General features: G+C 73.4%; 25 protein-coding genes. 21 read left to right on the top strand and 4 right to left on the bottom strand.

Annotation, left to right across the window (positions count from 1 at the left end; genetic code table 11):
- The first annotated feature begins 208 nt into the window (after window positions 1-208).
- A complete protein-coding gene (locus AMK26_RS16315) occupies window positions 209-1,273 on the top strand; it encodes a hypothetical protein (RefSeq protein WP_073755348.1) in 1,065 nt (354 codons plus the stop codon).
- A 277-nt stretch (window positions 1,274-1,550) separates the two neighbouring features.
- Window positions 1,551-2,675 carry an NYN domain-containing protein gene (locus AMK26_RS16310; RefSeq protein ID WP_241837923.1) on the top strand — a complete coding sequence of 375 codons (1,125 nt, stop codon included), beginning with the start codon at window positions 1,551-1,553 and terminating at the stop codon, window positions 2,673-2,675.
- Window positions 2,676-2,775: 100 nt separating this feature from the next.
- On the opposite strand, the gene AMK26_RS16305 is transcribed toward AMK26_RS16310, so the two are convergent.
- From AMK26_RS16305 to AMK26_RS16295, 3 genes are all read right to left on the bottom strand, one after another.
- Complete coding sequence (locus AMK26_RS16305) at window positions 2,776-3,627, bottom strand: ABC transporter permease (protein ID WP_073755346.1); 852 nt, start codon at window positions 3,625-3,627, stop codon at window positions 2,776-2,778.
- 24 nt (window positions 3,628-3,651) lie between these two features.
- Window positions 3,652-4,599, bottom strand: coding sequence for an ATP-binding cassette domain-containing protein (locus AMK26_RS16300; RefSeq protein ID WP_241837922.1), 948 nt, complete (start codon window positions 4,597-4,599; stop codon window positions 3,652-3,654).
- A gap of 80 nt (window positions 4,600-4,679) precedes the next feature.
- Window positions 4,680-5,963 (bottom strand): sensor histidine kinase, encoded by a 1,284-nt coding sequence (locus AMK26_RS16295; protein WP_079277620.1) that lies wholly within the window; start codon window positions 5,961-5,963, stop codon window positions 4,680-4,682.
- Between the two features lie 141 nt (window positions 5,964-6,104).
- Here AMK26_RS16295 and AMK26_RS16290 point away from each other — a divergent pair, with 141 nt between their 5' ends.
- Complete coding sequence (locus AMK26_RS16290; RefSeq protein ID WP_241837921.1) at window positions 6,105-6,656, top strand: hypothetical protein; 552 nt, start codon at window positions 6,105-6,107, stop codon at window positions 6,654-6,656.
- Window positions 6,657-6,707: 51 nt separating this feature from the next.
- Here AMK26_RS16290 and AMK26_RS16285 read toward each other — a convergent pair whose 3' ends face one another.
- The gene (locus tag AMK26_RS16285; protein ID WP_073755343.1) at window positions 6,708-7,460 is read right to left on the bottom strand and encodes a thioesterase II family protein; all 753 of its coding nucleotides are present in this window, start codon (window positions 7,458-7,460) and stop codon (window positions 6,708-6,710) included.
- 392 nt (window positions 7,461-7,852) lie between these two features.
- Here AMK26_RS16285 and AMK26_RS16280 point away from each other — a divergent pair, with 392 nt between their 5' ends.
- From AMK26_RS16280 to AMK26_RS16195, 18 genes are all read left to right on the top strand, one after another.
- Complete coding sequence (locus AMK26_RS16280; protein ID WP_073755342.1) at window positions 7,853-8,071, top strand: MbtH family protein; 219 nt, start codon at window positions 7,853-7,855, stop codon at window positions 8,069-8,071.
- Window positions 8,072-8,099: 28 nt separating this feature from the next.
- Entirely contained in the window at window positions 8,100-8,351 is a 252-nt protein-coding gene (locus tag AMK26_RS16275) for an acyl carrier protein (RefSeq protein ID WP_073755341.1), read from the top strand.
- 37 nt (window positions 8,352-8,388) lie between these two features.
- Entirely contained in the window at window positions 8,389-9,684 is a 1,296-nt protein-coding gene (locus AMK26_RS16270) for a beta-ketoacyl-[acyl-carrier-protein] synthase family protein (protein ID WP_073755340.1), read from the top strand.
- Entirely contained in the window at window positions 9,681-10,814 is a 1,134-nt protein-coding gene (locus AMK26_RS16265; protein ID WP_073755339.1) for a beta-ketoacyl-[acyl-carrier-protein] synthase family protein, read from the top strand. The genes AMK26_RS16270 and AMK26_RS16265 overlap by 4 nt, the downstream gene beginning before the upstream one ends.
- Window positions 10,811-11,779 carry a beta-ketoacyl synthase N-terminal-like domain-containing protein gene (locus tag AMK26_RS16260; RefSeq protein WP_073755338.1) on the top strand — a complete coding sequence of 323 codons (969 nt, stop codon included), beginning with the start codon at window positions 10,811-10,813 and terminating at the stop codon, window positions 11,777-11,779. The genes AMK26_RS16265 and AMK26_RS16260 overlap by 4 nt, the downstream gene beginning before the upstream one ends.
- Complete coding sequence (locus tag AMK26_RS16255) at window positions 11,776-12,522, top strand: alpha/beta fold hydrolase (protein WP_073755337.1); 747 nt, start codon at window positions 11,776-11,778, stop codon at window positions 12,520-12,522. Before AMK26_RS16260 ends, AMK26_RS16255 begins: the two co-directional genes overlap by 4 nt.
- Before the next feature lie 51 nt (window positions 12,523-12,573).
- Complete coding sequence (locus tag AMK26_RS16250; protein ID WP_073755336.1) at window positions 12,574-13,581, top strand: hypothetical protein; 1,008 nt, start codon at window positions 12,574-12,576, stop codon at window positions 13,579-13,581.
- Window positions 13,578-14,681, top strand: coding sequence for a beta-ketoacyl synthase N-terminal-like domain-containing protein (locus AMK26_RS16245; RefSeq protein WP_073755335.1), 1,104 nt, complete (start codon window positions 13,578-13,580; stop codon window positions 14,679-14,681). Before AMK26_RS16250 ends, AMK26_RS16245 begins: the two co-directional genes overlap by 4 nt.
- A 5-nt stretch (window positions 14,682-14,686) precedes the next feature.
- Window positions 14,687-15,100: a 3-hydroxyacyl-ACP dehydratase FabZ family protein gene (locus AMK26_RS16240; RefSeq protein WP_073755543.1), complete on the top strand. Its 414-nt coding sequence runs from the start codon at window positions 14,687-14,689 to the stop codon at window positions 15,098-15,100.
- Window positions 15,097-15,594 carry a 3-hydroxyacyl-ACP dehydratase FabZ family protein gene (locus tag AMK26_RS16235; RefSeq protein ID WP_073755334.1) on the top strand — a complete coding sequence of 166 codons (498 nt, stop codon included), beginning with the start codon at window positions 15,097-15,099 and terminating at the stop codon, window positions 15,592-15,594. Before AMK26_RS16240 ends, AMK26_RS16235 begins: the two co-directional genes overlap by 4 nt.
- Entirely contained in the window at window positions 15,591-16,334 is a 744-nt protein-coding gene (gene fabG, locus AMK26_RS16230) for a 3-oxoacyl-[acyl-carrier-protein] reductase (RefSeq protein WP_073755333.1), read from the top strand. The genes AMK26_RS16235 and fabG overlap by 4 nt, the downstream gene beginning before the upstream one ends.
- Window positions 16,331-17,065 (top strand): 2-hydroxychromene-2-carboxylate isomerase, encoded by a 735-nt coding sequence (locus tag AMK26_RS16225; RefSeq protein WP_241837920.1) that lies wholly within the window; start codon window positions 16,331-16,333, stop codon window positions 17,063-17,065. The genes fabG and AMK26_RS16225 overlap by 4 nt, the downstream gene beginning before the upstream one ends.
- A 60-nt stretch (window positions 17,066-17,125) precedes the next feature.
- The gene (locus tag AMK26_RS16220) at window positions 17,126-20,656 is read left to right on the top strand and encodes a non-ribosomal peptide synthetase (RefSeq protein WP_073755332.1); all 3,531 of its coding nucleotides are present in this window, start codon (window positions 17,126-17,128) and stop codon (window positions 20,654-20,656) included.
- A 107-nt stretch (window positions 20,657-20,763) separates the two neighbouring features.
- Complete coding sequence (gene sbnB / locus AMK26_RS16215) at window positions 20,764-21,804, top strand: 2,3-diaminopropionate biosynthesis protein SbnB (protein ID WP_073755331.1); 1,041 nt, start codon at window positions 20,764-20,766, stop codon at window positions 21,802-21,804.
- Window positions 21,805-21,842: 38 nt separating this feature from the next.
- A complete protein-coding gene (gene sbnA / locus AMK26_RS16210; RefSeq protein WP_073755330.1) occupies window positions 21,843-22,868 on the top strand; it encodes a 2,3-diaminopropionate biosynthesis protein SbnA in 1,026 nt (341 codons plus the stop codon).
- Between the two features lie 72 nt (window positions 22,869-22,940).
- A complete protein-coding gene (gene serA / locus AMK26_RS16205; protein WP_073755329.1) occupies window positions 22,941-24,578 on the top strand; it encodes a phosphoglycerate dehydrogenase in 1,638 nt (545 codons plus the stop codon).
- Entirely contained in the window at window positions 24,575-25,099 is a 525-nt protein-coding gene (locus AMK26_RS16200; RefSeq protein ID WP_073755328.1) for a YbaK/EbsC family protein, read from the top strand. Before serA ends, AMK26_RS16200 begins: the two co-directional genes overlap by 4 nt.
- 8 nt (window positions 25,100-25,107) lie before the next feature.
- A complete protein-coding gene (locus tag AMK26_RS16195; RefSeq protein ID WP_073755327.1) occupies window positions 25,108-25,869 on the top strand; it encodes a thioesterase II family protein in 762 nt (253 codons plus the stop codon).
- The last annotated feature ends 89 nt before the right edge of the window (window positions 25,870-25,958 follow it).

Genomic DNA, 25,958 nt, shown 5'->3' with positions numbered 1-25,958 from the left:
GTCCGCGCCGCCCCCGCCGGGCGGCCCGGTGTCCCGGGCGAGCCGCGCACGGGCACCGGGCCGCCCGGCGTCGCCGTGCCCTGCCGGATGCCGCCCGCCGTCCGGGCCGGGCGGTCCGGGCGGCGGACGCGGGGATCTGCCGATCGGCAGATGTGCGGGCCGGAGCCTGCGCAGCAAGCTGTTCACCACGGACGAAGGAGGCGGCCCCATGAACGCGCAGAAGACGCGGCCGGCGCAGGCGGAACAGACCACGCGGCCGGCCGGCTGGTGGGCGCGCTGGCCGGAGTGGATCGGCTACGTGGCCTTCGTCGCGCTGCTGGCCTACGGGCTCGCCCACGTCCACTGGGCGGCGGGAGGGTCGGGTTTCCCCTTCGGCGCCGACGACGCCAACCCCGAGTACTCCGCCTTCGAGCACGTCGGCCGGGCGCAGCTCGCGCCCTGGATCGCCGGCGGGTACCTCTCGGCCGCGGGCCTCGCCCTGGCGCTGGCCCTGCCCGGACGCCGCCGGATCCCCACCCCGGTGCTACTGAGCGCGGCGCTGGCCGTGGTCGCGGCGGTGCTGGGCACGCTGGCCGACTTCCGGCTGCTGGGCAACCTCGCCTACGTGTTCATGCTGAAGTTCAGCGCCATCAACTGGACCGTGATCAACCAGGCGTTCGCGGTCACGGCGGCGGTCCTGCTGCTGGCGGCAGCGCTGGCCTACCAGCGCCGTACCACCGGGGCCTGCGGCAACTGCGGGCGCACCGAGCAGGGCGCGGAGTGGACCTCGCCGGCCTCCGCCGCCAGGTGGGGCAAGAAGGCCGCCTACACCGCCGTGATCGTCCCGCTGATCTACGCCTCGACCCGGTGGGCCTGGGCGCTCGGCTACCCGCTGGGCATCTCGGACAAGCTGTGGCAGGAGGGCAAGGAGGACAACCTGTGGATCCTCGGCGCTTCCCTGGCCACCATGGGAGCGCTCGGCTCGCTGCTCACCCTGGGCCTGGTACAGCGCTGGGGCGAGGTCTTCCCCCGCTGGATGATCGGCCTGCGCGGCCGGCGGGTCCCGATCAGCCTGGCGGTCATCCCGGCCACCCTGGTGGCGTTCATCGTCACCATCGCCGGCGTGATGTACATCCGGCTGCACTTCCAGGGGGCCTTCGACAACCCCACGGAGGACTGGGGCGCGACCGTGCCGGAGACCATCTGGCCGGTCTGGGGCGTCGCCCTGGCCACGGCGGCCCTCGGCTACTACTTCCGCCGCCGCGGCGCCTGCGGCAGCTGCGGGCGCGGCTGAGCCCCTTTCCGTCTCCCGCCCTCACCTTGCGGCAGCGACCCGGAACCGGTCACCGGTTCCGGGTCGCTGCCGTCGTGCCGGCCGCCGCCGTCGAAGAAGCGGTGAAACCGCTTCGACAGCGACGTCCGCCAGGGTGGTCGGTACAGGCGGCCGGGGCAATGGGCCCGGGCCGCGGGGAAGTCTGCCGATCGGCAGATGCGGGCCGGCCCCCGGGGGCGGGAGCCTGTTCCCACGACGACAGGTGCCGCCGAACGCGGCAGACAGAAAGAGGCCGGTCATGGCCACTACAGCTACCTCAGCCCGCGCTGGTGGCGGGACGGCACCGGCCGCCCTCGACGGCGCGCAGCCCGCTTTGCGGCGGCGCTGGTGGTCCGCCTGGCCACGGTGGTCGGCGGTGCTGGCGGTGGCCTGGTCGGCCCTGTACGGGCTGGCGGCGCTGTACTGGAGCCTGGGCGGGGACGGCTTCCCCTTCGCCAAGGTCCACAACGACCGGGCCTCGGCCTCGCTGCTGGAGCCCAGCCCCGCTCCCGTCGTCGCCCCGCTGATCGCCGTCTTCTGCGCGGCGGGCGTGGCCGCCGGGATTCGTATGCTGCGGGCCCCCGACAGCACCCGCCACCGCAAGCTGCTGCTGGGCTACGGCTGGACGGCCGCGGTGGGGCTGGGACTGCTGATCCCGGACTACTCGATCCTGGGCCTGCTGGTGTTCTCCCCGGCCCTGCTGGTGTTCGTCTTCACCGGTGTGCCGGGACCGCAGGACCTGGGCGACATCCTGTACTGGCACCGCATCAACATCATCATCGTGTTCATCGGCGGCGTGCTGTGGCTCGGCGCGACCCTGGCCCACCAGCGCCGTACCGCCCGCCAGTGCGTGCGCTGCGGCCGCAGCGGCAAGGCCGCCGCGGCCTGGACCCGGCCGGAGGCGGCGTTGCGCTGGGGCCGCTGGGCGGTCTGGGGAGCGGTCGCGGCCACCATCCCGTACGACATCACCCGGATCGCCTGGTACTTCGGCCGGCCCCTCGGGATCACCGACGGCTTCCTGAAGGAGATGCAGGACACCCCCGGCATGCTGGAGATGGGCCTGGCGCTGGGCCTCGCCTCCACACTGGGCAGCCTGCTGACACACGGTCTGATCAGCCGCTGGGGCGAGATCTGGCCGCGGTGGGTGTGGTTCAAGAAGGGCGGTGTCATCCATCCCGCCACCGCCCTGGTGCCCGCCGGGGTGATGGCCGCCGTCATCGTGCCCGGCGGGCTGATGAGCATCCGGCACTTCGAGACCGCCGAATGGGGCGCGCTCGGCCCGAGCATCCTCTGGGTCTTCTGGGGCGTCGGACTCGGCATCGCCGCCTTCTCCTACTACCTGCGCCGGCGCGGCGAGTGCGCCTACTGCCACCGGGGCGCGTGACCCCGCCCACGCGAACGGCCCGGCACGCTGCGGAGGCGGTGCCGGGCCGTTCGGCCGTACGGGGCCCGGGGACGCGCGGACGGGGGTCCGCGCGGGCGGGTCAGGAAGCGCGGCGGAAGCTGTGGACCGCCAGCGGAGCGGTCAGCGCGACGAGCACCGCGCAGATGCCCAACGGGGCCAGCACGGTCGCCGCGTCAGCCCGTCCCATGCTCAGGTCGCGGGCCGCGGTGATGGCGTGGGACATCGGGTTGACGGAGGCGAAGGCACGCAGCCAGCCCGGCAGCCCGTCGGCAGGCACGAAGGCGTTCGACGCGAACAGCAGCACGAGGTTGACGATGCCGCCGACCGGCTGGAGCGCTTCCGGGCGGCGCAGCCACGCGGACATCGCCATGAAGATCCATCCCAGCGACCAGCTCAGCAGCACCGCGACCAGCAGGCAGCCCACGGCGCCCAGGAATCCGCCGCCCGGCTCGTAACCGAAGATGAGCGCCCCCGCCGCCAGCAGCACCACCATGTTGACGGCGCTGAGGGCGGTGTCGGCGACGGACCGGCCAATGAGGATCGAAGCGGTGTGGATGGGCATCGAGCGGAACCGGGCGATGATGCCGTTGCCCAGCTCGGTGGTGAGCGCCACCCCGGACTTCAGGCCGGCGCTGACCGCGCTGGTGACCAGGAAGGCCGGCAGCAGGAAGTCGATGTAGCTGACGCCCTCGGGGAAGGTGGAGGTTTCCGCCACGCTCCGGAACACCTGGCTGAACACCGTCAGCATGAGGATGGGCTCCAGCACACCCGGCAGCACCAGCGCCGGGTCACGCAGCGCCCGCAGGGAACGCCCGGACAGCACGGCGACCTGCCGGCCGAAGCCGGAGCCCCGGTAGCGCTGGGGGTGCGGGGGGACGGTCGCGGCGACGGCCCCGGGTTTTTCGGCAGCCTGGTCGGCGGTGATGCTCATGAGGTCTCTTCCCTGGTCCCTAGGTCACTGCCGGACAGTGGAGTGGTGGTTGAGGGCCATGTACACGTCGTCGAGCGTCGGCTCGGTGTAGGCGAGGCCGGTGAGCCCGGCGCCCGCCCCGTCCGCCGCCCGCACGACCGTGGCGATGTCCGTGGAGTCCCGTACCGGCACGGTGAGCACGAGCCCGCCCGTCCCGTCCGGTACGGGGGCCAGCCCGGCCCCGCGCAGCGCCCCGGCGGCCCGCTCCAGTGCCGCGCCGTCGCGCAGGGACACGCTCACCTTGCGGTGGCCGGCCCGGGTCTTCAGCTCGTCGGCCGTGCCGGAGGCGATGACCCGGCCGCCCGCGAGGACGGTGATGGAGTCGGCCAGTTCGTCCGCCTCGTCGAGGTACTGGGTGGTGAGCAGGACGGTCGCGCCGTCGGCGACGAGCCGATTGACGACATCCCACAGGTCCCGCCGGGCCACCGGGTCGAGCCCGGTGGTCGGCTCGTCCAGGAAGATCACCTCGGGCCGGCCGACGAGGCTCGTGGCGAGGTCCAGTCGGCGCCGCATCCCGCCCGAGTAGGTCTTGGCCCGCTGCCGGGCGGCGTCCGTGAGCCGGAACACCTCGAGCAACTCGTCGGCGCGGGCGGCGGCCTCCCGCCGGGAGGCGCCCAGCAGCCGGGCGATCAGTACCAGGTTGTCATGCCCCGACAGGGTCTCGTCCACCGCCGCGAACTGCCCGGTGAGGCCGATCCGGCGGCGCACCTCGACCCCGTGCGACACCACGTCGAAGCCCGCCACCCGGGCCCGGCCCGCGGTGGGGCGCTGCAGGGTGCTCAGGATGTTGACGAGTGTGGTCTTCCCGGCGCCGTTGTGGCCGAGGAGCCCGAGGACGGACCCCTTGGGGACGGTCAGGTTCACCTCGTCGAGGGCGGTCTTCGACCCGAAGGCCTTGGTCAGACCGCTCACTTCGATCATCACTGCATCCACCCGTTCGTCCTTCGCTCGACCTCGGCCACAGGGCATCCGGACCATCGAAACGCGACGGAGGGGGAAGAAGGACTCCAGCGTCAATTCTTCGAAGCGGCCACCGGGTAGGGCAGCCGGGCGCGCACCTCCCAGCCGCCGTCGCCGTGCGGGCCCGCGGTGAGGATGCCGGATAGGGCGGCGATCCGCTCCTGGAGGCCGGCCAGGCCGGTGCCGCCGCCGCGCCGGCCCTCGGTGAAGGGGGCGGACGCCCTGTCGATGGCCGGCGCGGTGTTGCGGACGGACACCACGAGCATGCGCTCGCTTTCGCCGGACGGCGCCTCGGAACGTACCGACACTCGCACGGCCGTGGCGTGGCCGGCGTGCCGGCGCACATTGGTCAGGGCCTCCACGACGGCCCGGTGGGCGGTGGCAGCGACCTCGCGCGGCACCTCGGCGGTGACCTCGTCGGCGCGCGGGAAGTCCAGGGCCACCTCGGTGCGCCCGGAGCAGCGGAAGCGTTCCAGCAGGGCGGGGATGTCCGCCAGACCGTAGGGGGCGGGGCGGGTCTCGGATTTCCGCGCCCGGTCCCGCCCTTCGCCGTCCGCGGGCAGCGACCCGGCCGCGGGGGCGGAGTCGCCCAGCATGAGCACGGTCCGGTCCAGCGAAGCGAGGGCCTGCTGGCCCGCGGCCTCGATCCGCTGGAGCAGCGGAAGCAGCGGGCCGTCCCCGGGGCCCGCCACGATCTGCGCCGCCTGCGCCAGCACGAGGATGCCGGACACGTCGTGCGCCACGAAGTCGTGAAGATCCGCGGCCAGTTGGAGCCGCTGCGCCTTGCGGGCCTCGTGCACCGAGCGCAGCCGCCGGGAGTCCAGCGAGCGCAGATACCCGCCGACGGTCCCGGCGAGCCCGGCGGCCAGCAGGAAGAAGGACACCTGCCCCAGCACCTCCAGGACGGTCGGCGCGATCTCCACGCGCAGCATCACGGTCGACTCGCTGAGGGCGAGCGCGCTGCTCACGGCCAGTGCCGCGCGCGGAGCGGCGTACCGCGCCACCAGGAAGAGGGTGAGCAGCAACATCACGACCTCGACGAGCGCCATGAGGCCCACGTGGCTCATCGAACGCGGCTCCGTGCCGGCGAGGGCGACGGTCCCGAGCGCCGTGACGGCGGCCATCGCACCCGCCGCCGGCACCAGCCGCGGCCGGCTTCCCGGCCATCCGGCCAGGAGCAGGAACGGCACCGCGACCGAGACGGCCGACGGGACGACCGTCTGCCAGCCGGCCGCGGGCAGGGACAGCAGCGCGGCCAGGGTCCCGGCGGCGGCGACGGCGAGACAGACGGCCGGGGCGGCCCGGCGGGCCAGCCGGAGAGGAGGGTTTATGACCATTTCGCGCAGTGTAGTGCCGCCTCGGTTCCGCCAATTTCAGGAATTCGATGCGGAGTTGCGGCATCGGGCGGTACGCCCGCACCGTGCTGGCACCGGACAGGCGCGCCGGAGTACGCGCCCACGGCGGAGGGGAGCAGTCCCGTGCGAGCCCATCACGGAAAGCCCGACGGTTCCGAGCTGGCCCGGATCCTGCCCGCCTGGCACTTCCGTGAGGTCCACCGCACCCCGGTGGCCGGGACCCGGGAGTCCGTCATGGCCGCCGTGCACACGACCACCTGGGGCGAAGCGCCCCTGGCTCGGGCCCTGATGGCCATCACCGGGGCCGACGTCTCGGCGGGACGCCGCATCGTCGCCGACTCGCTCGGCGCCATGGGCGAGGTCGTCCCCACACCCGGCGACGAGTTCCTGTTCGTCGGTGTGATGTCCATGGACGACGGCCTGACCCGCCCCGAGGGCACCTCCGCCGAACTCGTCGCACACTGCGCCGTCCCCGGCCTGCTCAAGGTCGGTATGAACGTGCGGTATGCGGGCGGGGTGCTGAGCACCGAGACCCGGGTGCTGGCCACCGACGAGTCGGCCCGCCGGTCGTTCCAGCGCTACTGGTTCGTGATCCGCTGCGGCAGCGGTCTCACCCGCAGGTCCATGCTGCGCGCGATCCGGGCCCGCGCCCAGCGCGCCGGCGGGCAGGGCTGACACCGCCCGCGGGCCGTGCCGACACCGGCCGGCGGGCCGTGCCGACGCCGCTCAGCGGGCCGATCCGACGCCGTACAGCGCCGGGATCCGCTCCGGCAGACTCGCCCAGACCTCCGGCGTGTAGAAGTGGCCGCCGGGCAGCCGCTCCACCTCGAAGGCGCCGCGCGCCAGCGGGCGCCAGCGCTCGGCGGCCTCGGCGCCGACCCCGTCCCGCTCGCCGTACAGCACGCGCAGCGGCGCGCCGACGGACATGCCGGGACGGTGCCGGTAGGAGTCGACGACGCACAGGTCGGCGCGGAGCACCTCGACGGCCATGTCACGCAGTTCGGGCTCGGCCAGCACCTCGGGAGAGACCTGGCCGACCCCGGCCATCCACGCGACGATCTCCTCGTCGGTGTTGCCCAGGTGCGGCACGGTGTCGTGCCGACGCTCCAGCCGGGTCGGCGCGTCGGCGGCCGACACCACGAGCCCGGCGGGCTCGGGGCCGGTCCCCTCCTCCAGCCGCCGGGCGAGGTCGGCGGCCACCCATGCGCCCATGCTGTGGCCGAGGAGGACGAACGGCCGGGCCGGCAGGGTGCCCACGGCGTCCAGCGCGTCCGCCATCAGGGCCTCCCAGTCGGCCGCGTACGGGACCGTGAACCGCCCCTCGCGGCCCGGATAGCAATACAGGGCCAGCTCCACGTCCTCGGGCAGCACCCGCGCCCACGGGCGGAACGGGGCGGTGCCGCCCCCGCAGAAGCTCAGGCACACCAGGGTCATGGCGGCGCGCGGGCGGGGGAGCGGGCGGGACAGCGACCCTGACACGTGGACTCCTGCTCAGGCGGGCGGGGCGGGCGGGGCGGGCGGGCTGGCACCGTAACCCGGCCACCGACTCCGCAGCGCCGGGCGCCGGCCACGGCAGCGAAACTTCTTGATGGCCGAAAGCTGCCGGTCGTGACGTTGGGTACCGGCGTGGACCGGAAGGGGTGACGACGGGTGACGGCCCGCCCCCGGCGCCGGTGGCAATCGTCCCTTTCCTGCCCGGCCCGGCCGCGGGCGAGAGCTCCGGAGAAAGCGGCGCAACGCATTATCGGATTCTTCGAATTGCAAGTCTCAAACGCCGGGCGGCAGTTGCGGCCGGTCGGCCCTTGTCGTTCCGAAATCCCGCTGATTATGGTCGTCCGGCATTGAGTGACAGCGTCTGGAGGACGAACGCTATGGCCAATCCATTCGAGGACGACAGTGCCGAGTACTACGTACTCGTGAACGACGAGGGCCAGCACTCGCTGTGGCCGGCCTTCGCCGAGATCCCGGCCGGCTGGACCGCCGCCCACGGCGCCACCACCCGCCAGGAGTGCCTGGACTACGTGAACCGGCACTGGACCGACATGCGCCCGCGCAGTCTGGCCGCCGCCATGGCGTCCGACGCGGCCTGAGAAAACGAAACCCGAGGAGACGCGAAACATGCCCACGATCACCGACGAGCGCCGCGCGGCCGTCAAGGAAATCGTCTGCGACATCCTGGAGCTGCAGGAGGACGAGGTCACCGACACCAGCCTCTTCATCGAGGAACACGGCGCCGACTCCCTCCGCGCGATCGAGATCCTCGCCTCCCTGGAGAAGGAGTTCGGTATCACCATCGACCAGTCCGAGCTGAGCCAGATGGTCAATCTGGAGCGCGTGTACCAGGTCGTCGCGGAGGCGCCGGGCCGCTGACCGGCTCCACCCACGCCGATCTGAAGAGGAGACATTCATGTCCTCAGTACGCCCCGGCTCGGAAACCGGGAAGCGCCGTGTGGTCCTCACCGGCTTCGGAGTGATTTCCAGCATCGGTATCGGTACCGCGGAATTCACCGACAGTCTGCGGGCCGGACGCAGTGGCGTCAGCCCGATATCGGTGTTCGACGTCGAAGGCTTCGCCCATGTCAACGGGTGCGAGGTCAAGGGGTTCGAACCCGAGCAGTGGATCTCACACACCCCGGTCCGGGAGCTGGGGCGTGCCAGCCGCTTCGCCGTCGCGGCGGCGCGGATGGCGGTCAAGGACGCCGGCCTGGACCCCGCGTACCTCGCCGGCCGACGGGGCCTGGTCTCCGTCGGCACCACGGACGGCGAGTCGTACGAACTGGACCAGCTGGTCGCCGCCGAACTCGCTGACGGCCCTGAGCACATGGACCAGCAGATCGTGCGGCGTGTCTCCCCTGCCCGGCTCTCCACGGCCATCGCGCAGGAGCTGGAACTGACCGACGTCGAGGCTCCCACCATCGCGACCGCCTGCTCCGCGGGCAACTACGCGATCGGTTACGGCTTCGACGCGGTCAGCTCCGGGGAGGTGGAGTACGCCCTGTGCGGAGGTGCGGACGCGATGTGCCGCAAGACCTTCACCGGCTTCTACCGGCTCGGCACCATCGCCCCCGAGTACTGCCAGCCCTTCGACGTCGAGCGCAAGGGCATCCTCACCGGTGAGGGCGCGGGCGTCCTCATCCTGGAGAGCCTGGACTCCGCGCTCGCCCGGGGCGCGAAGATCTATGCCGAAGTGCTCGGCTACGGCCTGAACTGCGACGCCTACCACCAGGTCGCGCCCAACGGCGACAGCGTCGCCCAGTGCATGGCCATCGCGCTGGAGAACGCCGGCGTCAAGCCCGACGAGGTCGATCTGATCTCCGCCCACGGCACCGGGACCAAGGCCAACGACATCACCGAGGCCGGCGCCATCCGCCAGGTCTTCGGCGACGCCACCCCACGCACCATCTCACTGAAGTCGATGCTCGGCCACACCATGGGCGCCGCCAGCGCCCTCGGCGCGATCGCCTGCGGCCTGGCCATCACCCACGGCTTCATCCCGCCGACCATCAACCACCGGCAGACCGACCCCGAGTGCGAGATCGACTGCGTGCCCAACCACGCCGTCGACGCCGACCTGCGCATCGTGCAGAACAACGGCCTCGCCTTCGGCGGCAACAACGCGATCGTCATCCTCGGCAAGTACGACGCGGCCCGCGAGCAGAACGCCGCGCCGCGGGAGCCGGCCGCCGCCGGGAGCGCGTCATGACGTACCCCGTCCTGGGCACCGGGGCCGTCGCCAGCATCGGGTCGGACCCCCACGAGATCTTCCGGAGCCTGTGCGACGGCCGCAGCGGACTGGCGCCGCTGCGCGCCTTCGACCGTACGAAATTCAACGCCCAACTGCTCTTCGAGATCGACGACCGGCCGACGCAGGGCACCGACGAACCCGCCCGCGCCACCCGCTTCCTGCTGGACGCGGTCCGGCAGGCCGCCGCCGACGCCGGGCTCCCCGAGGACCTGGCCGGCATCCCCGTACTGGTCGGCACCGGCCTGCGCGAACTGCGCTCGCTGGAGCTGTGGTGGCGCGACGGCGCCCGCTTCGACGCCGACGGGCTGCACTTCGACGGCGCGCTGCGCGAACGCTTCGGCGCCACCGACACCCACACCCTCGCCGGCGCCTGCTCCGCCTCCCTCTACGCCCTGGCCCTCGGCTGGGACCTGCTGGAGCTCGGCGAGGCGGAGACGGTGATCGTGGCGGGCTGCGACGTGGTCACCGAGTCCATGTACGGGCAGGCCGACCGCGTCCAGTTCGAACCGCCGACCGCCGTGCGCCCCTTCGACAAGGAGCGGCGCGGCACCATCCTCGGCGAGGGCGCCGCCGCCGTCGTGCTCGGCCGCGCGCCGCGCGCGGACCGCCCCGTCCGCGGCTGGCTGCGCTCGGTCGCCGTCAACTGCGACGCCCACCACCAGACCGCGCCCGACGCGGCCGGCGTCGAAGCCGCCGTCCGGCAGGCCCACGACCGGGCCGCCGTCACCCCCGGCGACATCGACCTGGTGGTGCTGCACGGCACCGGCACCCACCTCAACGACAGCACCGAGATCGCCGTCACCGCCGAGGTGTTCGGGGCCGACCGGCCCGCCCTCACCGGCATCAAGTCGCTGACCGGGCACACCTCCGGCTCTGCCGGGCTGCTCAGTCTGATCATGGCGCTGCGCTCCCTGGAGACCTCCGTCGTCCCGCCGGTGGCGGGCCTGACGGACCCGCTGCCCGAGGGCGCGGGCCTGCGCCTGGTGGCGGGCGAGCCGATCACCGGTGACCTGCGCGTCGCCCAGGTCAACAGCTTCGGCTTCGGCGGCGTCAACGCCGTGGCGATCGTGGCGAAGGAGGCGGCATGAGCACGCGACCCGCTCCCGCGTCCCCGCCCGCTCCCGTCGGCCTCGCGGTCACCGCAGCCGCCGTCGCCCTGCCGGGCGTCACCCGGCCGGCCGGACTGCTCGCCCCGGTGCGCGCCGCCGCGGACCCGGTGGACCCCACCGTGCTGATCGGCAAGAAAGGGCTGCGGTTCGCGGACCGCGCCACCCGGATCGGCCTGCACCTGGCGTGCGCCGCGCTGCGCGAGGCCGGACTGCTCGCCACCGTCGCCCCCGGCACCCCGGCGCGGGTCACCGCCGGCGCACGCACCGGCATCGTCGTCAGCTCCAACCTCGGCAACGCCGACACCGTCTGCCACGCCGTGGAGACCATTGCCAAGGAGGGCACCCGCGGTCTGAGCCCGATGGCCACCCCCAACGCGTCCAGCAACATCGTCGCGTCGGAGACGGCCATCCGGTACGGGCTGCGCGGCCCCAACCTGACGGTCTGCAACGGCCCTTCCTCCGGCCTCGACGCCTTGCGCTGGGCCACGCTGCTGCTGCGCGCCGGCCGCGCCGACCACATGCTCGTCCTCGGCGTAGAACCCGACAACGAGGTCACCCGGCGGCTGGTGGACGGCCCCGTCGCCGACGGCGGCGCCGCACTCGTGCTCAGCACCGCCCCAACGGCCCCCGTACAGGCGCTGCTCGGCCCGGTCGGCCCGGCCGCGTCCGGCGACGGCGGTGCCGGCGCTGCCGGCGGTCCGCCGCAGATCCGGTCCGCCGGCCTGCGGCTGGGCGAGTCCGGACCGGAACCGGCCCTGGACGCCTGGGGTGAGCTGTCCGGAGCCCTGGGCGTGGTCCAGGCCGTCGCCGCCACGGCCTGGCTCGCCGGGCGCGGCCCCGGCGAGCCGGCCGCCGCGTACGCCCGGATCGGCGCCGTCACCGCCGCCCTGACCACCGCCGGAGCCGGAGTCGGCCCAGGCGAAGCGCCAGGGGAGGCGGCGTGAAACACGTCGTGCTGCTGCACGGCCTCGGCAACAACGAGGTGATCTGGTCGGTCCTCGCCCCACACTGGGACGAGGAGACCACCGTGCACGCCCCCCGCCTGCCCTGGCACGGCGAGGGCATCGCCGCCTGGCGCCACGAGACGGACTCGGCCGGCCGCCTCCAGGACGTCCTCGACGCCCTGCCGACCCGGCCCGACCTGATCGTCGCCCATTCCTTCAGCTCGGTGCTGCTGCTTGACCTGCTCAGCCGCCGCGCCGCCGCCGGCAATCCCCTCGACACGGACGGCGTGGTCCTGGTCAACCCCTTCTACCGTGCCGACGCCGACGCGTTCCACTGGGACATGATCGCGCCGACCCTGGACGACTTCCCGCGCACCATGGCCGAGTCGATCCGGCTGCGCACCCTGGACCGCCCCATCGACGAGGCGCTGCGGGCCGATATGGCCCGCCGGATGACCGAGTGGATCGGCCCCTACGGCTGGCTGCGGTTCTTCGAGGCATACCTGCGCACCCCGCTTCTCCCGGTGTCCCTCGTGGACGTCCCTGCGCTGGTCATCGGCGGCGGACAGGACCGCTCGGCACCCGCCGAGCAGGCCCGGCACCTCGCCGCCGCGCTGCCCCGCGGTGAGGAACTGATCGCGCCCGAGTCCGGGCACTTCCCGATGCTGGAGCGCCCCGGCTGGTTCGCGGACACCGTCCGCGCCTTCCTGGGCCGCGTCGCCCCGGCCCCCGCGCGCATCTGACCCGCGCCACCCGACAACCCGCTCACCCCACGCTCGTACGAAGGAGTCCAGATGGGCCCGACGCCCCATCCCGCCGTGGCGGCGCTGCTGGAGACCACGACCAGGGAGCGCCTGCGCCCGCTGTTCGAGGGCAACAACATCAGCTTCGCCATCGGCTTCAAGCACATCAACTACACGGCCGAGGCAGCGGTGCTGGCCCACTTCCGGCAGGCCGGGCTGCCCGCCGGGGAGCTCTACCAGCGCTTCGGACTCGGGTTCGACATCGTGGACATCCACTCCCGGCTCGGCGCCCTCCTCGCCGTGGACGACGAGGTGGAGGCGGTCGTCACCCCTGCCCCGAAGAAAGGCGGGGACCAGCTCCGCTTCAAGGTCGAGCTGTTCGTGGAGCGCGACGGCGCCCGGCTGAAGTGCGCCGGCTCCACGGTCCGCGTGGCGCTGCGCGTCGACGGCCACGTCCCCGCCCAGGAGCCCTTGCCCGCCGGGATCGAACGGTTCACCGTCAACCGCCTGGGCCACGGCGAACGCCTGCAGACCGCCGCCGTACCGGTCCCGTACGCCGCGCTGACGGCCGGCCGGGGCACCTCCGCCGACCCGGTCCTGACCGAACTCATCGGCGAGACCAACGCCTTCGGCTGGCGCTGGCGCGTGCCGTACTTCTACTGCCACTTCAACGAGCGCATGCAGATGTCGGGCTTCCTGCGCGTGATGGAGGAGGCCGAGGACCTGTTCCTGGCCGACCGCGGGCTGGCCATCAAGCACGTCCTGGACACCAAGGGCTGGATCCCGGTCGTCACCCGGTCCCGGATCGAACTCCTCGACGAGACGCTGATGGAGGAGGAGATCTACACCGTCTACACGGTCGAGGACTTCTTCAAGAGCCTCCTCTACACCCACCGCATGGACTGCTACGTGCTGCGCGGCGGCGAGCTGGTCAGAACCGCCACGGGCACCATCACCCACGGCTACCTGCACGAGAGCGCCCCCAACCAGTGGGAGATGGCCACCCTCGACGAGCCCGTCCTCACCGCGCTCACCACGCCTCGGAAGGCCGAGTCATGAGCACCCCCGCCCCGCCCCGGCCGGTGATCACCGGCTGGTCCGCGGTATCCCCGCACGGCCTGGACGCCGGCGCCCTCGCCGAGGGCCTGCGTGCCCGCCGGGCCACCGTCGCCCCGGTGGACGCCGCCCGCTGGAACGTCCCCGCCGCCCGCGCTCACCTGGTGCCCGGCTTCGAGACCCGCGAGGTGCTGGGCAAGAAGGGCACCCGCTCCATGGACCGGGTCACCGGCCTCGCCGTCGCCGCCGTCGGCTCGCTGCTCGACCGGCCCGGCGCCGCCAAGGACTCCGAGACCGGCGAGCGGGCCGCCCTGGTGCTGGCCACCAGCACCGGCTCGGCGCTCAGCATGATGGACTTCACCCGCAGCTCGCTGACGGGGCAGCGGCCCTACGACGTGGACCCGGCCGTCATGCCCAACGCGGTGATGAACTGCGCGGCCGGCCAGTGCGCCATCTGGTACGGCATCAAAGGCCCCAACACCACCCTCGCCGGCGGCCGCGCGGCCGGACTCCTCGCCCTCAACTACGCCTCCCGGCTGCTCGCCGCCGGCCGTGCCGACACCGTCCTGTGCGCCGCCGCCGAGGAGTACTCCTCCGCCCGCTACTGGCTGGAGAAGCACAGCCGCGGCGCGGAGGCCCCCGAACTGCCTCTCGGCGAGGGCGCGGCCGTCCTGCTGGTGCAGCCGGCCGACGCCGTTCGGCCCGACCGCCCGGCTCTGGCCGAGGTGCTGGCCGTGCGCAGCCGGGTCGCCACCGGCCCGCGGGTGCGCGGCGCCCTGGAGGACTGCGTGCAGGACGCCCTCGACGCGGCCGCCGTACGGCCCGAGGAGGTCTGGGCCGCCAGCCCCAGCGACGCCCCCGGCATGGCCGGTCACGTGGAGCGCGAGGTGCTGGCCGCGATGACGGGCACCGAGGCGCTGGACCGGGTGCCCGCGGTGGGCCGGCTCGGCGACCTCAGCGCCGCCTCCGGCTCCTTCCAGATCGCCATGGTGCTCGCCACCGCCGCCGACGACCCCTCGGCGGCCGGCCGGGCAGCCCTGGCCACCTCGGTCGACCGCGACGGCTCGCTGGCCTGCGCCGTCCTGAGGCTGGTGGGACCGTGACCGGCGTGACCGGCCCCGCGGAGAACCGCCCGGCCCGGGTCGGCCCGGTCGCCGCCCGCGTCGAGATCGAGACGCGCGGCGAGGACGGCCTGCCCGTCGCCGCCCGCGTGACGATCGCCGCCGACGAGCCCGTCTTCGCCGGCCACTACCCGCACTTCCCCATCTTCCCCGGGGTGTGCGTGCTGGAGTGCGTCCAGCGCGCCGCCACCGACGGCCCCGACGCCCCGGACCCCCGCGACCTCGCCGCCGTGGAGTCGGCGCGGTTCGCCGGCGCCGCGTACCCCGGGGACGTCCTCACCCTCGCACTGAAGTGGCGCCGCACCGACGCCGGGCTGCGCTGCGACGCCACGGCGGCCACCGAGCGCGGCAAGGCCGCCTCGGTCCGGCTGCGCTTCGAGCCCTCGGGAGGCACCCGGTGACCACCCCCACCCCGGCCCTGCCCCGCGTCACCGACCTGCTGCCGCACCGCTACCCGATGCTGCTGGTGGACCGGATCCTGGACCTGGTCCCCGGCGACAGCATCCGGACCGTCAAGGCGGTCACGCTCAACGAGCCCTGGTACGCCGGCCTGACCCCCGACACCGACCTCGCCTACCCGCCGTCACTGCTGGTCGAGTCATGGGGGCAGAGCGCCGGACTGCTGGCCATCGTGCCGGCCGGCGCCGCGGCCACGCCCGACGACCGGATCATGCTCTTCGGCTCGGTCGCCGACGCCGTGTTCCACCGCCCGGTGCTGCCCGGCGACATCGTCGAGCACCGGGTGCGGATCTCCCGCGCCCTGACCGACTCCGTCGTCTTCGAGGGCTCCAGCCACTGCGGTGACGAGACCGTCATGACGGTGACCCGCATGGTGATGGCCTTCCGGCCCGCCGGGCAGCTGCGCCCCACTTCCGAAGGAGAAGCCACCGCATGACCGAGAACAGGCCCGTCGCCCTTGTCAGCGGCGGTTCCCGGGGAATCGGCCGGGCCGCCGTGCTCAAGCTCGCCGCCGACGGATACGACGTGAGCTTCTGCTACCACTCCGCCGAGGACGCCGCCGAGGTGCTGGCCAAGGAGGTCGAGGCGGCCGGCGCCCGCGCGTACTACGAGCGCGTCGACGTCAGCGACGCCGCGGCCGTACGCGGCTGGGTCGCAGCCACCGAGAAGGAACTCGGCCCGGTCGAGGTCGCGGTCACCTCCGCAGGCATCACCCGGGACAAGGGCCTCGTCGTGATGAGCGACGAGGACTGGAGCTCCGTGCTGTCCACCAACCTGGACGGAGTCTTCCACGTCTGCCGCGCCGTTGCCTTCTCGATGATGAAGCGGCGTACCGGCTCCATCGTCAACATCTCCTCCGTCGCCGGGGTCTACGGCAACGCCGGCCAGACCAACTACTCCGCCTCCAAGGCCGGCATCATCGGCTTCTCCCGTTCGCTGGCCAAGGAGGTCGGCCGCTACGGCATCCGCGTCAACGCCGTCGCCCCCGGCTTCATCGACACCGACATGGTGGCCGCCGTCCACGACAAGGCCCGCGACGCCGCCCTCAAGCAGGTCGCCCTGGGCCGGATGGGTACTCCGGAGGAGGTCGCCGAACTCATCTCGTACCTCGCCGGAGAACGCTCCGCCTACATCACCGGCGCCGTCCTCCAGATCGACGGGGGAATCTCGCTGTGAGCCCCGTGCACCCGGCCGACCGCAAGAAGAAGCACCCCCGCTGGTACTTCTCGCTGCGCAGCCCCTACTCCTGGTTCGCTTACCGGGACCTGACCGAGAAGTACCCGGACGTACTGGACCGGATCGAGTGGATCCCGTACTGGGAGCCGGACGGCGTCTCCCAGCAGCTGCTCGCCGACGTCGGGATCTCCCTGCCGGTGCGCGACATGCACCGCTCGAAGAACTTCTACATCCTGCGCGACGCCCGCCGCTGGGCCCACGCCCGCGGCTGGAAGGTCACCTGGCCGGTGGACCGCGCCCCGCACTGGGAGATCTCCCACCTCGGCTACCTGGCCGCCGAAGAGCTCGGCAAGGGGCGGGAGTACGTGGCCGCCGCCTACCGCGCGCGCTGGCACGAAGGCCGGGACCTCGCCGAGCGGTCGGTCATCGCCGACATCGCCGACGAGCTGGGCCTGGACCGCTCCATTGCGGACGCCGCCGACGACCCGGGGCTGCGCACCAAGGGCGCCCAGTGCCTGGTCGCCGCCTACTACGACGACGCGTTCGGCGTGCCCTTCTTCGTCAACGGGCGCGAGGCGTTCTGGGGCGCGGAGCGGGTGTCCGCCTTCGTCGCCTCGGTGCGCGGCGAGCCCTGGGACGGCGAGTCGGACGCCCCGTTCACGGCCGAGCCGGTGGCCGCGGCCCCGCTGCCCGCGGCCTCCGCGCCCGCCTCCGCCTTCGCCGCCGAGTAGCCCGAGCACCACCCAGGGAAGCCGAGCCGCCCCGCCCTGCCTGACAGGAGAGACTGACCGATGACGATCACTGGAGCCCCCCAGAGGCTCGTGCCCCGCTGGGTCACCCCGGGCAGCACCCCCGCCGCGCCGGCCGTGCTCACCCTGCCGGTGCCGCCCCGGCTGGCGGCCCGGACGCGGCTGCTGGCCCGCAGGTCCGGAATCCGCTGGGAGGCCCTGGCACTGGCCGCGCACGCCGCCGTTCTCAGCGCGATCAGCGGCGAACAGGCCATGGTGACCGGATACGTCGCACCCTCCGGCGGCGCCCCCCGGCCCCTCGCGCTTGCCCTGGAGCACGAGACCTGGGGGGAGCTGGCCGCCGCCGCCCTGACCGCCGCCCACGCCGCCACCCCCGAGGCCGGGGACACCGCCACGGCCGCCGCAGGGAACACCGCCTCCGCCACCGCCGCCGGCCGGTCCGCCGGGGGCCCCTTCGAGACGGTGCTGGACCTCGGCGAGGGAGCCGTCGACGACCGGCTGACCGGCCCCGTCGTCCTCACGGCAGCGCTGCGCACCGGCCCCGAGGGCCTGGCCCTCGCCCTCGGCCACCGCACCGACGTCCTCGACGCCGAGGCGGCCCTGCGCGTCGCCGGATACCACCTCACCGCCCTGGACCAGCTCACCGCCGCGCCGGACAGCCCCGTGCGCTCGCAGTCCCTGCTCTCCCCGGACGAGCTCGACCACCAGCTCACCGGCCTCTCCGGTCCCGCGCGGGAGCTCCCGGACCGGCGGTTCCACGAACTGTTCCAGGAGCAGGCCGCGCGCCGCCCCGACGCCGTCGCCGCCTCCCACGCCGGCACGGACTGGACGTACGCCGAACTCAACGCCCGCGCCAACCGCGTGGCCCACACCCTCCTCGCCCGCGACCTCGGCCCCGAGGCCGTCGTCGCCGTCGTCACCGAACGCAACCTCGACTGGCTGGCGGCCGTCATCGGCATCTTCAAGGCCGGCGCCGCCTACCTGCCCGTCGAACCGCACGCCCCCGCCGACCGGATGGCCCGCACCCTGGCCCGCAGCGGCACCCGCCTGGTGCTCACCGAGGACGGCGGCCCCGGCCACCTCCAGGAGGCGGCCGACTCCCTCAGCGAACCGCCCACGCTCCTCACCGTCGCCGCCGCGTACGCCGAGGGCGCCGCCGACACCGACCCCGGCGTCCCGGTCGGCCCCGGGCAGCTCGCATACCTGTACTTCACCTCCGGCTCCACCGGCGAACCCAAGGGCGCCATGTGCGAGCACGCGGGATTCGTCAACCACCTCTACGCCAAGATCGACGACCAGGGCATCACCGAGGGCATGACCGTCGCCCAGACAGCCCCGCAGTCCTTCGACATCTCGCTGTGGCAGCTCGTCGCGGCCCTCGTGGTCGGTGGCCGCACCCTCATCGTCGAGCAGGAAGCGATCCTGGACGTCGACCGCTACCTCGACACCGTCGAGCGCGGCGAGGTCGCCGTCCTCCAGGCCGTCCCCTCCTACCTGGAGGTGGTCCTCGCCCGCCTGGAGGAATCCCCGCGCGAACTGCCCGCGCTGCGCTGCGTGTCGGTGACCGGCGAGGCGCTGAAGAAGGAACTGGCCGTGCGCTGGTTCGCACACTTCCCGCACATCGCGCTGATGAACGCCTACGGCCTCACCGAGACCTCCGACGACACCAACCACGAGGTGATGACCGCCGTACCGGCCTGGGGCTCCGTCCCGCTCGGCCGCCCGGTCGGCAATGTCACCGTGTACGTCGTGGACGAGCGGCTGCGGCCGGTGCCGCTGGGCGCCCCCGGCGAGATCGTCTTCTCCGGCGTGTGCGTGGGCCGCGGCTACATCAACGACCCCGAGCGCACGGCCCAGGCGTTCACGCAGGACCCGCACCGCCCCGGCCGGCCGCTCTACCGATCCGGCGACTTCGGCCGCTGGCTGCCGGGCGGCACCCTGGAGTTCCTCGGCCGCCGCGACGCGCAGGTCAAGATCCGCGGCTTCCGCATCGAGATCGGCGAGATCGAGAACCAGCTGCTGAAGCTGCCGGGCGTGCGGGACGGCGCCGTGGTGGTGGTGGACAGCGTCGACGAGGGCCGCCACCTGGTCGGCTTCCAGACGGGCTCGGACGAGGGCGCCGAGCAGTTGCGCGCGCGGCTGGCCCGCACCCTTCCCGCCTACATGGTGCCGCGCCGGCTGGAGCGCCTGGAGGCACTTCCGCTCACTCCGAACGGCAAGACCGACAAGCGCGCCCTGACCACCCTCGCCCACGAACTGGCCGCCCGGGCCGCCGAGACCGCCGGGCACCCCCTCGACGCGCCCCGCACCGACACAGAGCGCCGGTTGGCCGAGGCATGGTCCGAGGTGCTGAAGGTGCCCGTCGACCGGCTCGCCCGTACGGATGACTTCTTCGACCGGGGCGGCACCTCGCTGTCCGCCGTGCGCCTGATCGTACGCATGGACCGCGCCTTCAGCCTGCGCGAGGTCATGGCACACCCGACACTCGCCGCGCTGGCCGCCCTGATCGACGGCGCGCCCGCCGCGAAGGCCCTGGCGGACGAGTCGGAAGCGGCCCCGGGGACGGCCCCGGCCGCCTCCGCCTCGCCCGCGCCCCGGCCCGGACGGGCCGTCACCGCCGCCCCGTTCGACGTCTCCCGCACGGAGGCCGCCCCGGCCGTCCTGCTGGTGCCCGGCGACGCGGGCGACCCCCTCTCCTGGGCCACCGAGCACCGCGCCCGGCTGCGCGCCACCGTCGCCGAGCACGGCGCCGTCCTGGTACGCGGCCTCGGCGTCACGGACGCGGACACCGCGGGCGCGTTCGGCCGGGTCCTGCTCGACGAGGTCATGGAGGAACGCGAGGGCTTCGCCGTACGCAAGCGGCTCGCCCCCGGCGTGTACTCCTCCTCGGAGTGGCCCGTGGACCAGCCGATGTGCATGCACCACGAGCTGAGCTACGCCCGCGAGGTGCCCGGCACCCTGCTCTTCGCCTGCCTCACCGCGCCCGCGTCCGGCGGCGTCACGGGAGTGGCCGACTCGCATGAGGTGCTGCGCGCCCTGCCCGCCGACCTGGCCGGCCGCTTCGAGACGGAGGGCTGGCGCCTGGACCGCAACTACACCGAGACCGTCGGCGTGCCGCTGCGCGACGCCTTCGGCACCGGGGACCGCGCCGCCATCGAGGCGTACTGCGCCGCCCGCCGCATCGAATGCCACTGGCAGCCGAACGGCGACCTGCGCACCCGACAACACGCTCCCGCCGTACTGACCCACCCGCTGACCGGCCGGCGCGGCTGGTTCAACCAGATCGCGTTCCTCAACGAGTGGACCCTCGACCCGATCATCCGCGAATACCTCACCTTCGAGTTCGGCCCCGACGGCCTGCCGTTCAACAGCCGCTACGGTTCCGGCGCCGCCCTCGACGAGGACACGGTCCTCGCCATCAACGCCGTGTACGAGAAGCACACGCTTCGCGAGCCGTGGCGCGCGGGCGACGTGATGCTCGTGGACAACCTGCGCATGGCCCACAGCAGGGAGCCGTACGAGGGGGACCGGGAGATCGCCGTGATCCTGGGCGACCCGATCACGTTCCCCTGAACCTGCCCGCCCGACCGGCCGACCGCCCTGGACCGGCCGACCGCCCCGGACCGACCGACCGACCGCCCCGGACCGACCCGCCCGCAACCTTCCGCTTGGAGCCGCACATGCCCGCCGCCCGCCCGTCCTTCGCCGTGATCACCGGTGAGCAGGTCGCCGACACCCTCACCGGCAACGAGAAACTCGTCGTGGAGGTCGTCGAGGAGACCTACCGGCTGCACGGCCGGGGCGACTCGGTCAACCCGCCCTCGTACTTCCTGCGCTTTCCCGACCGCCCCAGCTCCCGGATCATCGCCCTGCCCGCCTCCATCGGCGGCGCGAAGTCCACCGACGGCATCAAGTGGATCTCCAGCTTCCCGGAGAACGTCGCCGCCGGTATCCCGCGCGCCTCCGCCGTGCTGATCCTCAACGACCACGACACGGGCTATCCGTTCGCCTGCCTGGAGAGCTCCATCATCAGTGCCTCGCGCACGGCGGCCTCGGCCGCGCTCGCCGCCGACCGGCTCAGCACCCCGGCGCGCGGCGGCCGCCCGCGCCGGGTCGGCTTCATCGGCACCGGGCTGATCGCCCGCTACATCCACCACTACCTGCAGGCCACCGACTGGGCGTTCGACGCCATCGGCGTCCACGACCTGTCGGCCGAGCACGCCGCCTCCTTCGCCGGCTACCTCGGCGACACATCCGGCGACGCGGCCGTCACCGTCCACGACAACGCCGAAGACCTGGTCCGCGGCAGCGACCTGGTGATCCTGGCCACCGTCGCCGGTACCCCGCACCTGCACGACCCGTCCTGGTTCGGCCACAACCCGCTGGTCCTGAACGTGTCGCTGCGCGACCTCGCCCCCGAGATCCTGCTCGCCTCCACCAACGTGCTCGACGACGTCGAGCACTGCCTGAAGGCCGATACCTCCCCCCACCTGGTCGAACAGCTGACCGGCAACCGGGACTTCGTCGACGGCACGCTCTTCGACGTGCTGGAGGGCCGGCTGACACCGCCCGCCGACCGCCCGGTCGTCTTCTCGCCCTTCGGCCTCGGGGTGCTCGACCTGGCCCTCGGCCGCCTCGTCCACGACCAGCTCCACGCCTCCGGACGCCTGGCCGTCGTCGACGGCTTCTTCCACGAACTCGACCGCTACGGCCGCAAGTAGGGCCCGGCGGGCGCCCTCACACGAAACACGGTGATGAAGTGACGGTCATATCCGCCCCGTACGAGATCAACGTGAACGACGTCTTCGTCAATCTGGAGTCCGTCTTCGAAGTCCCGCTCCACCTCAAGTACGAGGGGATCAACCTCGCCGGCTCGGTCAAGCTCAAGGCCGCCCTGGAAATGGTGCTCGCCGCCGAGCGCGACGGCACCCTCAGCCCCGGCGCGACGCTCGTCGAGTCGTCGTCGGGCAACCTCGGCGTCGCCCTGAGCCTGATCGCGGCCCACCGGGGCTACGGATTCGTCTGCGTCACCGACCCTCGCTGCAACCCGGCCAGCCGCCGGCTGATGGAGGCCTACGGGGCCCGGGTGCTGGTCATCTCCCGCCCCGACAAGGAGCGGGGGCTCCTCGGCGCCCGGATCGACTACGTCCGGCGGCTGTGCGACTTCGACCCCGACTACGTCTGGCTCAACCAGTACGTGAACCCCAACAACTGGCTCTCGCACTACCGCAGCACCGCGCCCGCCGTAGCCGCCGAGTTCCCGGGCCTCGACGTGCTCTTCGTCGGCGCCGGTACCACCGGAACACTGATGGGCTGCGCCCGCTACTTCCGCGAGCACCACCCCCGCGTCCGGATCGTCGCCGTGGACAGTGTCGGCTCGGTCACCTTCGGCGGACCCGCCCTCACCCGCCACATCCCCGGCCTCGGCGCGGGCGTGCGCCCCCAGCTCCTCGACGAGGGCCTGGTGCACGACGTGGTGATGGTGCCCGAACGGGACACCCTGGAGGCCTGCCACGCCATGGCCCGGCACGGCTTCCTGTTCGGCGGCTCCACCGGCACCGTCGTCTCCGGCGCGCTGCGCTGGCTGGCCGGGCACCCCGACGGCTCCGCGCTCACCACGGTCGCCCTTGCTCCCGACCAGGGCGACCGCTACCTGGACACGCTGTACGACCCGGAGTGGGTGGAACAGCACTTCGGTGCCCCCCGTACCTGGGACCCGGACGTCACGCCGCCCGTGTCCGCGGCCGCCCCCCGGGACTCCCAGCTGGTCACCAGCGCGAGCTGATTCCCCTCGCGCCCTCCCGACGGAGGGCGCGGAACCGCCCCCGCGCCCTCCTGCCACCGAAGGAAGCGAGTCATGCCCCAGCCAGGCAAGCCAGTTAGGCCCGTCCAGTCCGCGCGGCCCGCCCAGCCCGCCAGGCCCGTCGTGCTGATCTGCGAAGAACTTTCCCCGGCCACCATGGCCGCGCTCGGCCCGGACGCCGACGTCCGGCACGTCGCCGGTACCGACCGGGCGGCGCTGCTGGCGGCGCTGCCGGAAGCCGACGCGGTCCTGGTGCGCTCGGCCACCCGGATCGACGCCGAGGCGGTCGCTGCGGGGGCCCGGCTGAAGGTGATCGGCCGCGCCGGCGTGGGCCTGGACAACGTGGACGTCACGGCCGCCTCCCGGGCCGGCGTCATGGTCGTCAACGCCCCCACCTCCAACATCGTCAGCGCGGCCGAGCTCACCGTGGGCATGCTGCTCGCCGTCGCCCGCAACATTCCGCAGGCCGACGCCGCCCTCAAGGCCGGCCAGTGGCAGCGCAGCCGGTTCACCGGCGTGGAGCTGGCGGACAAGACCCTCGGCATCATCGGCTTGGGCCGCATCGGCACCCTGGTCGCCCGTCGAATGGCCGCATTCGGCATGAACCTGGTGGCGTACGACCCGTACGTCCAGCCGGAACGCGCCGCCGAGCTGGGCATACGCACCGCCGGTCTCGCGGACGTCCTCGCCGTCTCCGACTTCCTGACGGTCCACCTGCCCCGCACCCCGGAGACCGCCGGCCTGATCGGCTTCGACGCGCTGCACCAGGTCAAGCCCTCCGTCCGGATCGTCAACGTGGCCCGCGGCGGGATCGTGGACGAGGCCGAGCTGTACGCCGCCCTCAAGGAGGGACGGGTCGCGGGCGCCGCCCTCGACGTCTTCGCCACCGAACCCTGCACCGACTCGCCGCTCTTCGAGCTGGACAACGTCGTGGTGACCCCGCACCTGGGCGCCGGCACCTCCGAGGCCCAGGAACGCGCGGGCGTCGCCGTGGCCCGTTCGGTGCGCCAGGCCCTCGCGGGCCGGTTCGTCCCCGAGGCCGTCAACGTCCGGCTCGGCACGGTGGACGCCGGCCTCGACCCGTGGCTGGCCCTCACGGAGCGGCTGGGCCGGCTCTTCACCGCCACGGCCGGCACCCTGCCCGCCACCCTCCGCGTCGAGATCTCCGCGGACGTCGCCCGTCACGGCGCCTCCGCCCTCGAACTCGCCGCGCTCAAGGGTGCGCTGACCGGGGTCGTGGAGGGAGGGGTGTCGTACGTCAACGCCCCGCTGATCGCCAAGGAGCGCAGCATCACCACCGCGAGCACGGTGTTCGACGCAGCGCGCGCCCTCATCCGCGTCCTCGGCAGCCTGCCGTCCGGTGCCGAGGTCTCCGTCGCGGCCACCCTCACCGGCCTGCCGGGCGGGGAACGCCTGCTCGAGGTCGGCGGATTCGAGGTGGACCTGCCGCTGCCCGGAAACATCGCCCTCCTCCGCGCCCCGGACGGTGCGGGCGTCATCGGCGGGGTCAGTGACGTCCTCGGCCGCGCGGGCATCCCCATCACCGCTCTCCACCTCGCCCACACGCCCGCCGCCCCCGGCGAGGTCCTGGTCGCCCTGAGCACCGCCGTCCCGGTCCCCGAGGACGTTCTGACCGACGCCGCCGCCCGTATCGACGCGACCCGCAACTGGTTCCTGGAGCAGACCGGATGACCACCAGCACGCACCCGACCTACCACCGGCTCCTCGATCTCCTCCAACAGGGCGGAGCCCGCTACCGGCTGATCGACCACCCCGCCGAGGGCCACACCGGCCCCGCCAGCCTGCTGCGCGGCAACCCTCTCGACCAGGCGGCCAAATGCCTGGTCGTCCGGGTCGCCCTCGGCCGGCGCGCCCGCCGCTACGTCCTCGCCGTCGTCCCCGGCGACCGTCGCGTCGACCTCGACGGGCTGTGCGCCCTCTACGGTGGCACCGAGGCGTCCTTCGCCACCCGTTCGGTAGCCGAGGACCTGGCCGGCAGCGTCAGCGGCTCGATCCTGCCGTTCGCCTTCCACCCCGACCTGGACCTGGTCGCCGACCCGGACCTGCTGGAACACGACGAGATATTCTTCAACGCGGCCCGGCTCGACCGGTCGATGTCCCTGGCCACCGCGGACTACGTGGCGCTCGCCGCTCCCCGTGTGGCGCGCATCGCCCAGCAGCCGCGGGCGTCCTTCGCCGCCGTCCGCACCTGAGAGGTCCCATGACCACCGACTGGTTCCGCCGCTACCGCAGCGCCGGCCGCACCCGCCGCCGGCTCCTCGTCCTGCCGCACGCAGGCGGCTCCGCGAGCTTCTTCCACTCCTGGGGCAGCGCCTTCGACGACGGCACGGAACTCCTCGTCGCCCGCTATCCCGGACGCCACGACCGGTTGACCGACCCGCTCATCACGGACATGGACGTCCTCGCCGACGCGGTCACCCAAGCCCTCCGCCCCTGGCTCGACCTCCCGCTGACCGTCTTCGGCCACAGCATGGGCGCCTCCCTCGGCTACGAGGTCACCCTCCGCCTCCAGGACCGCTACGACATCCGCCCCGCCGCCCTGCACGTCTCCAGCCGCAAGGCCCCCCACCGCCTCACCCCCCGCTCCCTGCACCTCCAGAGCGACGACGCCCTGATCGAAGAGGTCCGCCGCCTGGGCGGCACCGACACCACCCTCCTCGAGGACCCCGACCTCCGCGCGCTGGTCCTCCCCGCCATCCGCGCCGACTTCACCATCGTCGGCACCTACGGCCCCCGCCCCCCGGCCGCCGTCGACTGCCCCGTGCACGCCCACGCGGGCGACCACGACGTGTCCACCACCCCCCACGACATGGCGGCATGGTCGGACGTCACCCCCTACCCCTTCACCCTGACCACCTACCCCGGCGGTCACTTCTACCTCCTCGACCACCCCACCACCCTCACACGTGCCATCTCCGACCACATGACGCCGTCGACGAACCGGGCCCGCCCGGCCCGATAAGTGCCAGGCACCGGACAGACCTGCTGTCGCGGGCCCGGAACCACGTGGCCCTGCCCGCGCCGACCGCGTTCGACGACGGCGCGCCCCCG

Source organism: Streptomyces sp. CB03234 (genome assembly GCF_001905885.1).
Taxonomy (GTDB): domain Bacteria; phylum Actinomycetota; class Actinomycetes; order Streptomycetales; family Streptomycetaceae; genus Streptomyces.
This window is presented reverse-complemented; position numbering and strand designations above follow the sequence as displayed.

What these genes read in the sequence shown, in the direction of transcription:
- AMK26_RS16200 (WP_073755328.1), top strand. Translation starts at nt 24,575, where the DNA reads ATGACCACCAGCACGCACCCGACCTACCACCGGCTCCTCGATCTCCTC.
- AMK26_RS16220 (WP_073755332.1), top strand. Translation starts at nt 17,126, where the DNA reads ATGACGATCACTGGAGCCCCCCAGAGGCTCGTGCCCCGCTGGGTCACC.
- AMK26_RS16265 (WP_073755339.1), top strand. Translation starts at nt 9,681, where the DNA reads ATGACGTACCCCGTCCTGGGCACCGGGGCCGTCGCCAGCATCGGGTCG.
- sbnB (WP_073755331.1), top strand. Translation starts at nt 20,764, where the DNA reads ATGCCCGCCGCCCGCCCGTCCTTCGCCGTGATCACCGGTGAGCAGGTC.
- AMK26_RS16315 (WP_073755348.1), top strand. Translation starts at nt 209, where the DNA reads ATGAACGCGCAGAAGACGCGGCCGGCGCAGGCGGAACAGACCACGCGG.
- AMK26_RS16305 (WP_073755346.1), bottom strand. Translation starts at nt 3,627, where the DNA reads ATGAGCATCACCGCCGACCAGGCTGCCGAAAAACCCGGGGCCGTCGCC.
- AMK26_RS16270 (WP_073755340.1), top strand. Translation starts at nt 8,389, where the DNA reads ATGTCCTCAGTACGCCCCGGCTCGGAAACCGGGAAGCGCCGTGTGGTC.
- AMK26_RS16310 (WP_241837923.1), top strand. Translation starts at nt 1,551, where the DNA reads ATGGCCACTACAGCTACCTCAGCCCGCGCTGGTGGCGGGACGGCACCG.
- AMK26_RS16275 (WP_073755341.1), top strand. Translation starts at nt 8,100, where the DNA reads ATGCCCACGATCACCGACGAGCGCCGCGCGGCCGTCAAGGAAATCGTC.
- AMK26_RS16245 (WP_073755335.1), top strand. Translation starts at nt 13,578, where the DNA reads ATGAGCACCCCCGCCCCGCCCCGGCCGGTGATCACCGGCTGGTCCGCG.
- serA (WP_073755329.1), top strand. Translation starts at nt 22,941, where the DNA reads ATGCCCCAGCCAGGCAAGCCAGTTAGGCCCGTCCAGTCCGCGCGGCCC.
- AMK26_RS16295 (WP_079277620.1), bottom strand. Translation starts at nt 5,963, where the DNA reads ATGGTCATAAACCCTCCTCTCCGGCTGGCCCGCCGGGCCGCCCCGGCC.
- AMK26_RS16250 (WP_073755336.1), top strand. Translation starts at nt 12,574, where the DNA reads ATGGGCCCGACGCCCCATCCCGCCGTGGCGGCGCTGCTGGAGACCACG.
- AMK26_RS16280 (WP_073755342.1), top strand. Translation starts at nt 7,853, where the DNA reads ATGGCCAATCCATTCGAGGACGACAGTGCCGAGTACTACGTACTCGTG.
- fabG (WP_073755333.1), top strand. Translation starts at nt 15,591, where the DNA reads ATGACCGAGAACAGGCCCGTCGCCCTTGTCAGCGGCGGTTCCCGGGGA.
- AMK26_RS16260 (WP_073755338.1), top strand. Translation starts at nt 10,811, where the DNA reads ATGAGCACGCGACCCGCTCCCGCGTCCCCGCCCGCTCCCGTCGGCCTC.
- AMK26_RS16195 (WP_073755327.1), top strand. Translation starts at nt 25,108, where the DNA reads ATGACCACCGACTGGTTCCGCCGCTACCGCAGCGCCGGCCGCACCCGC.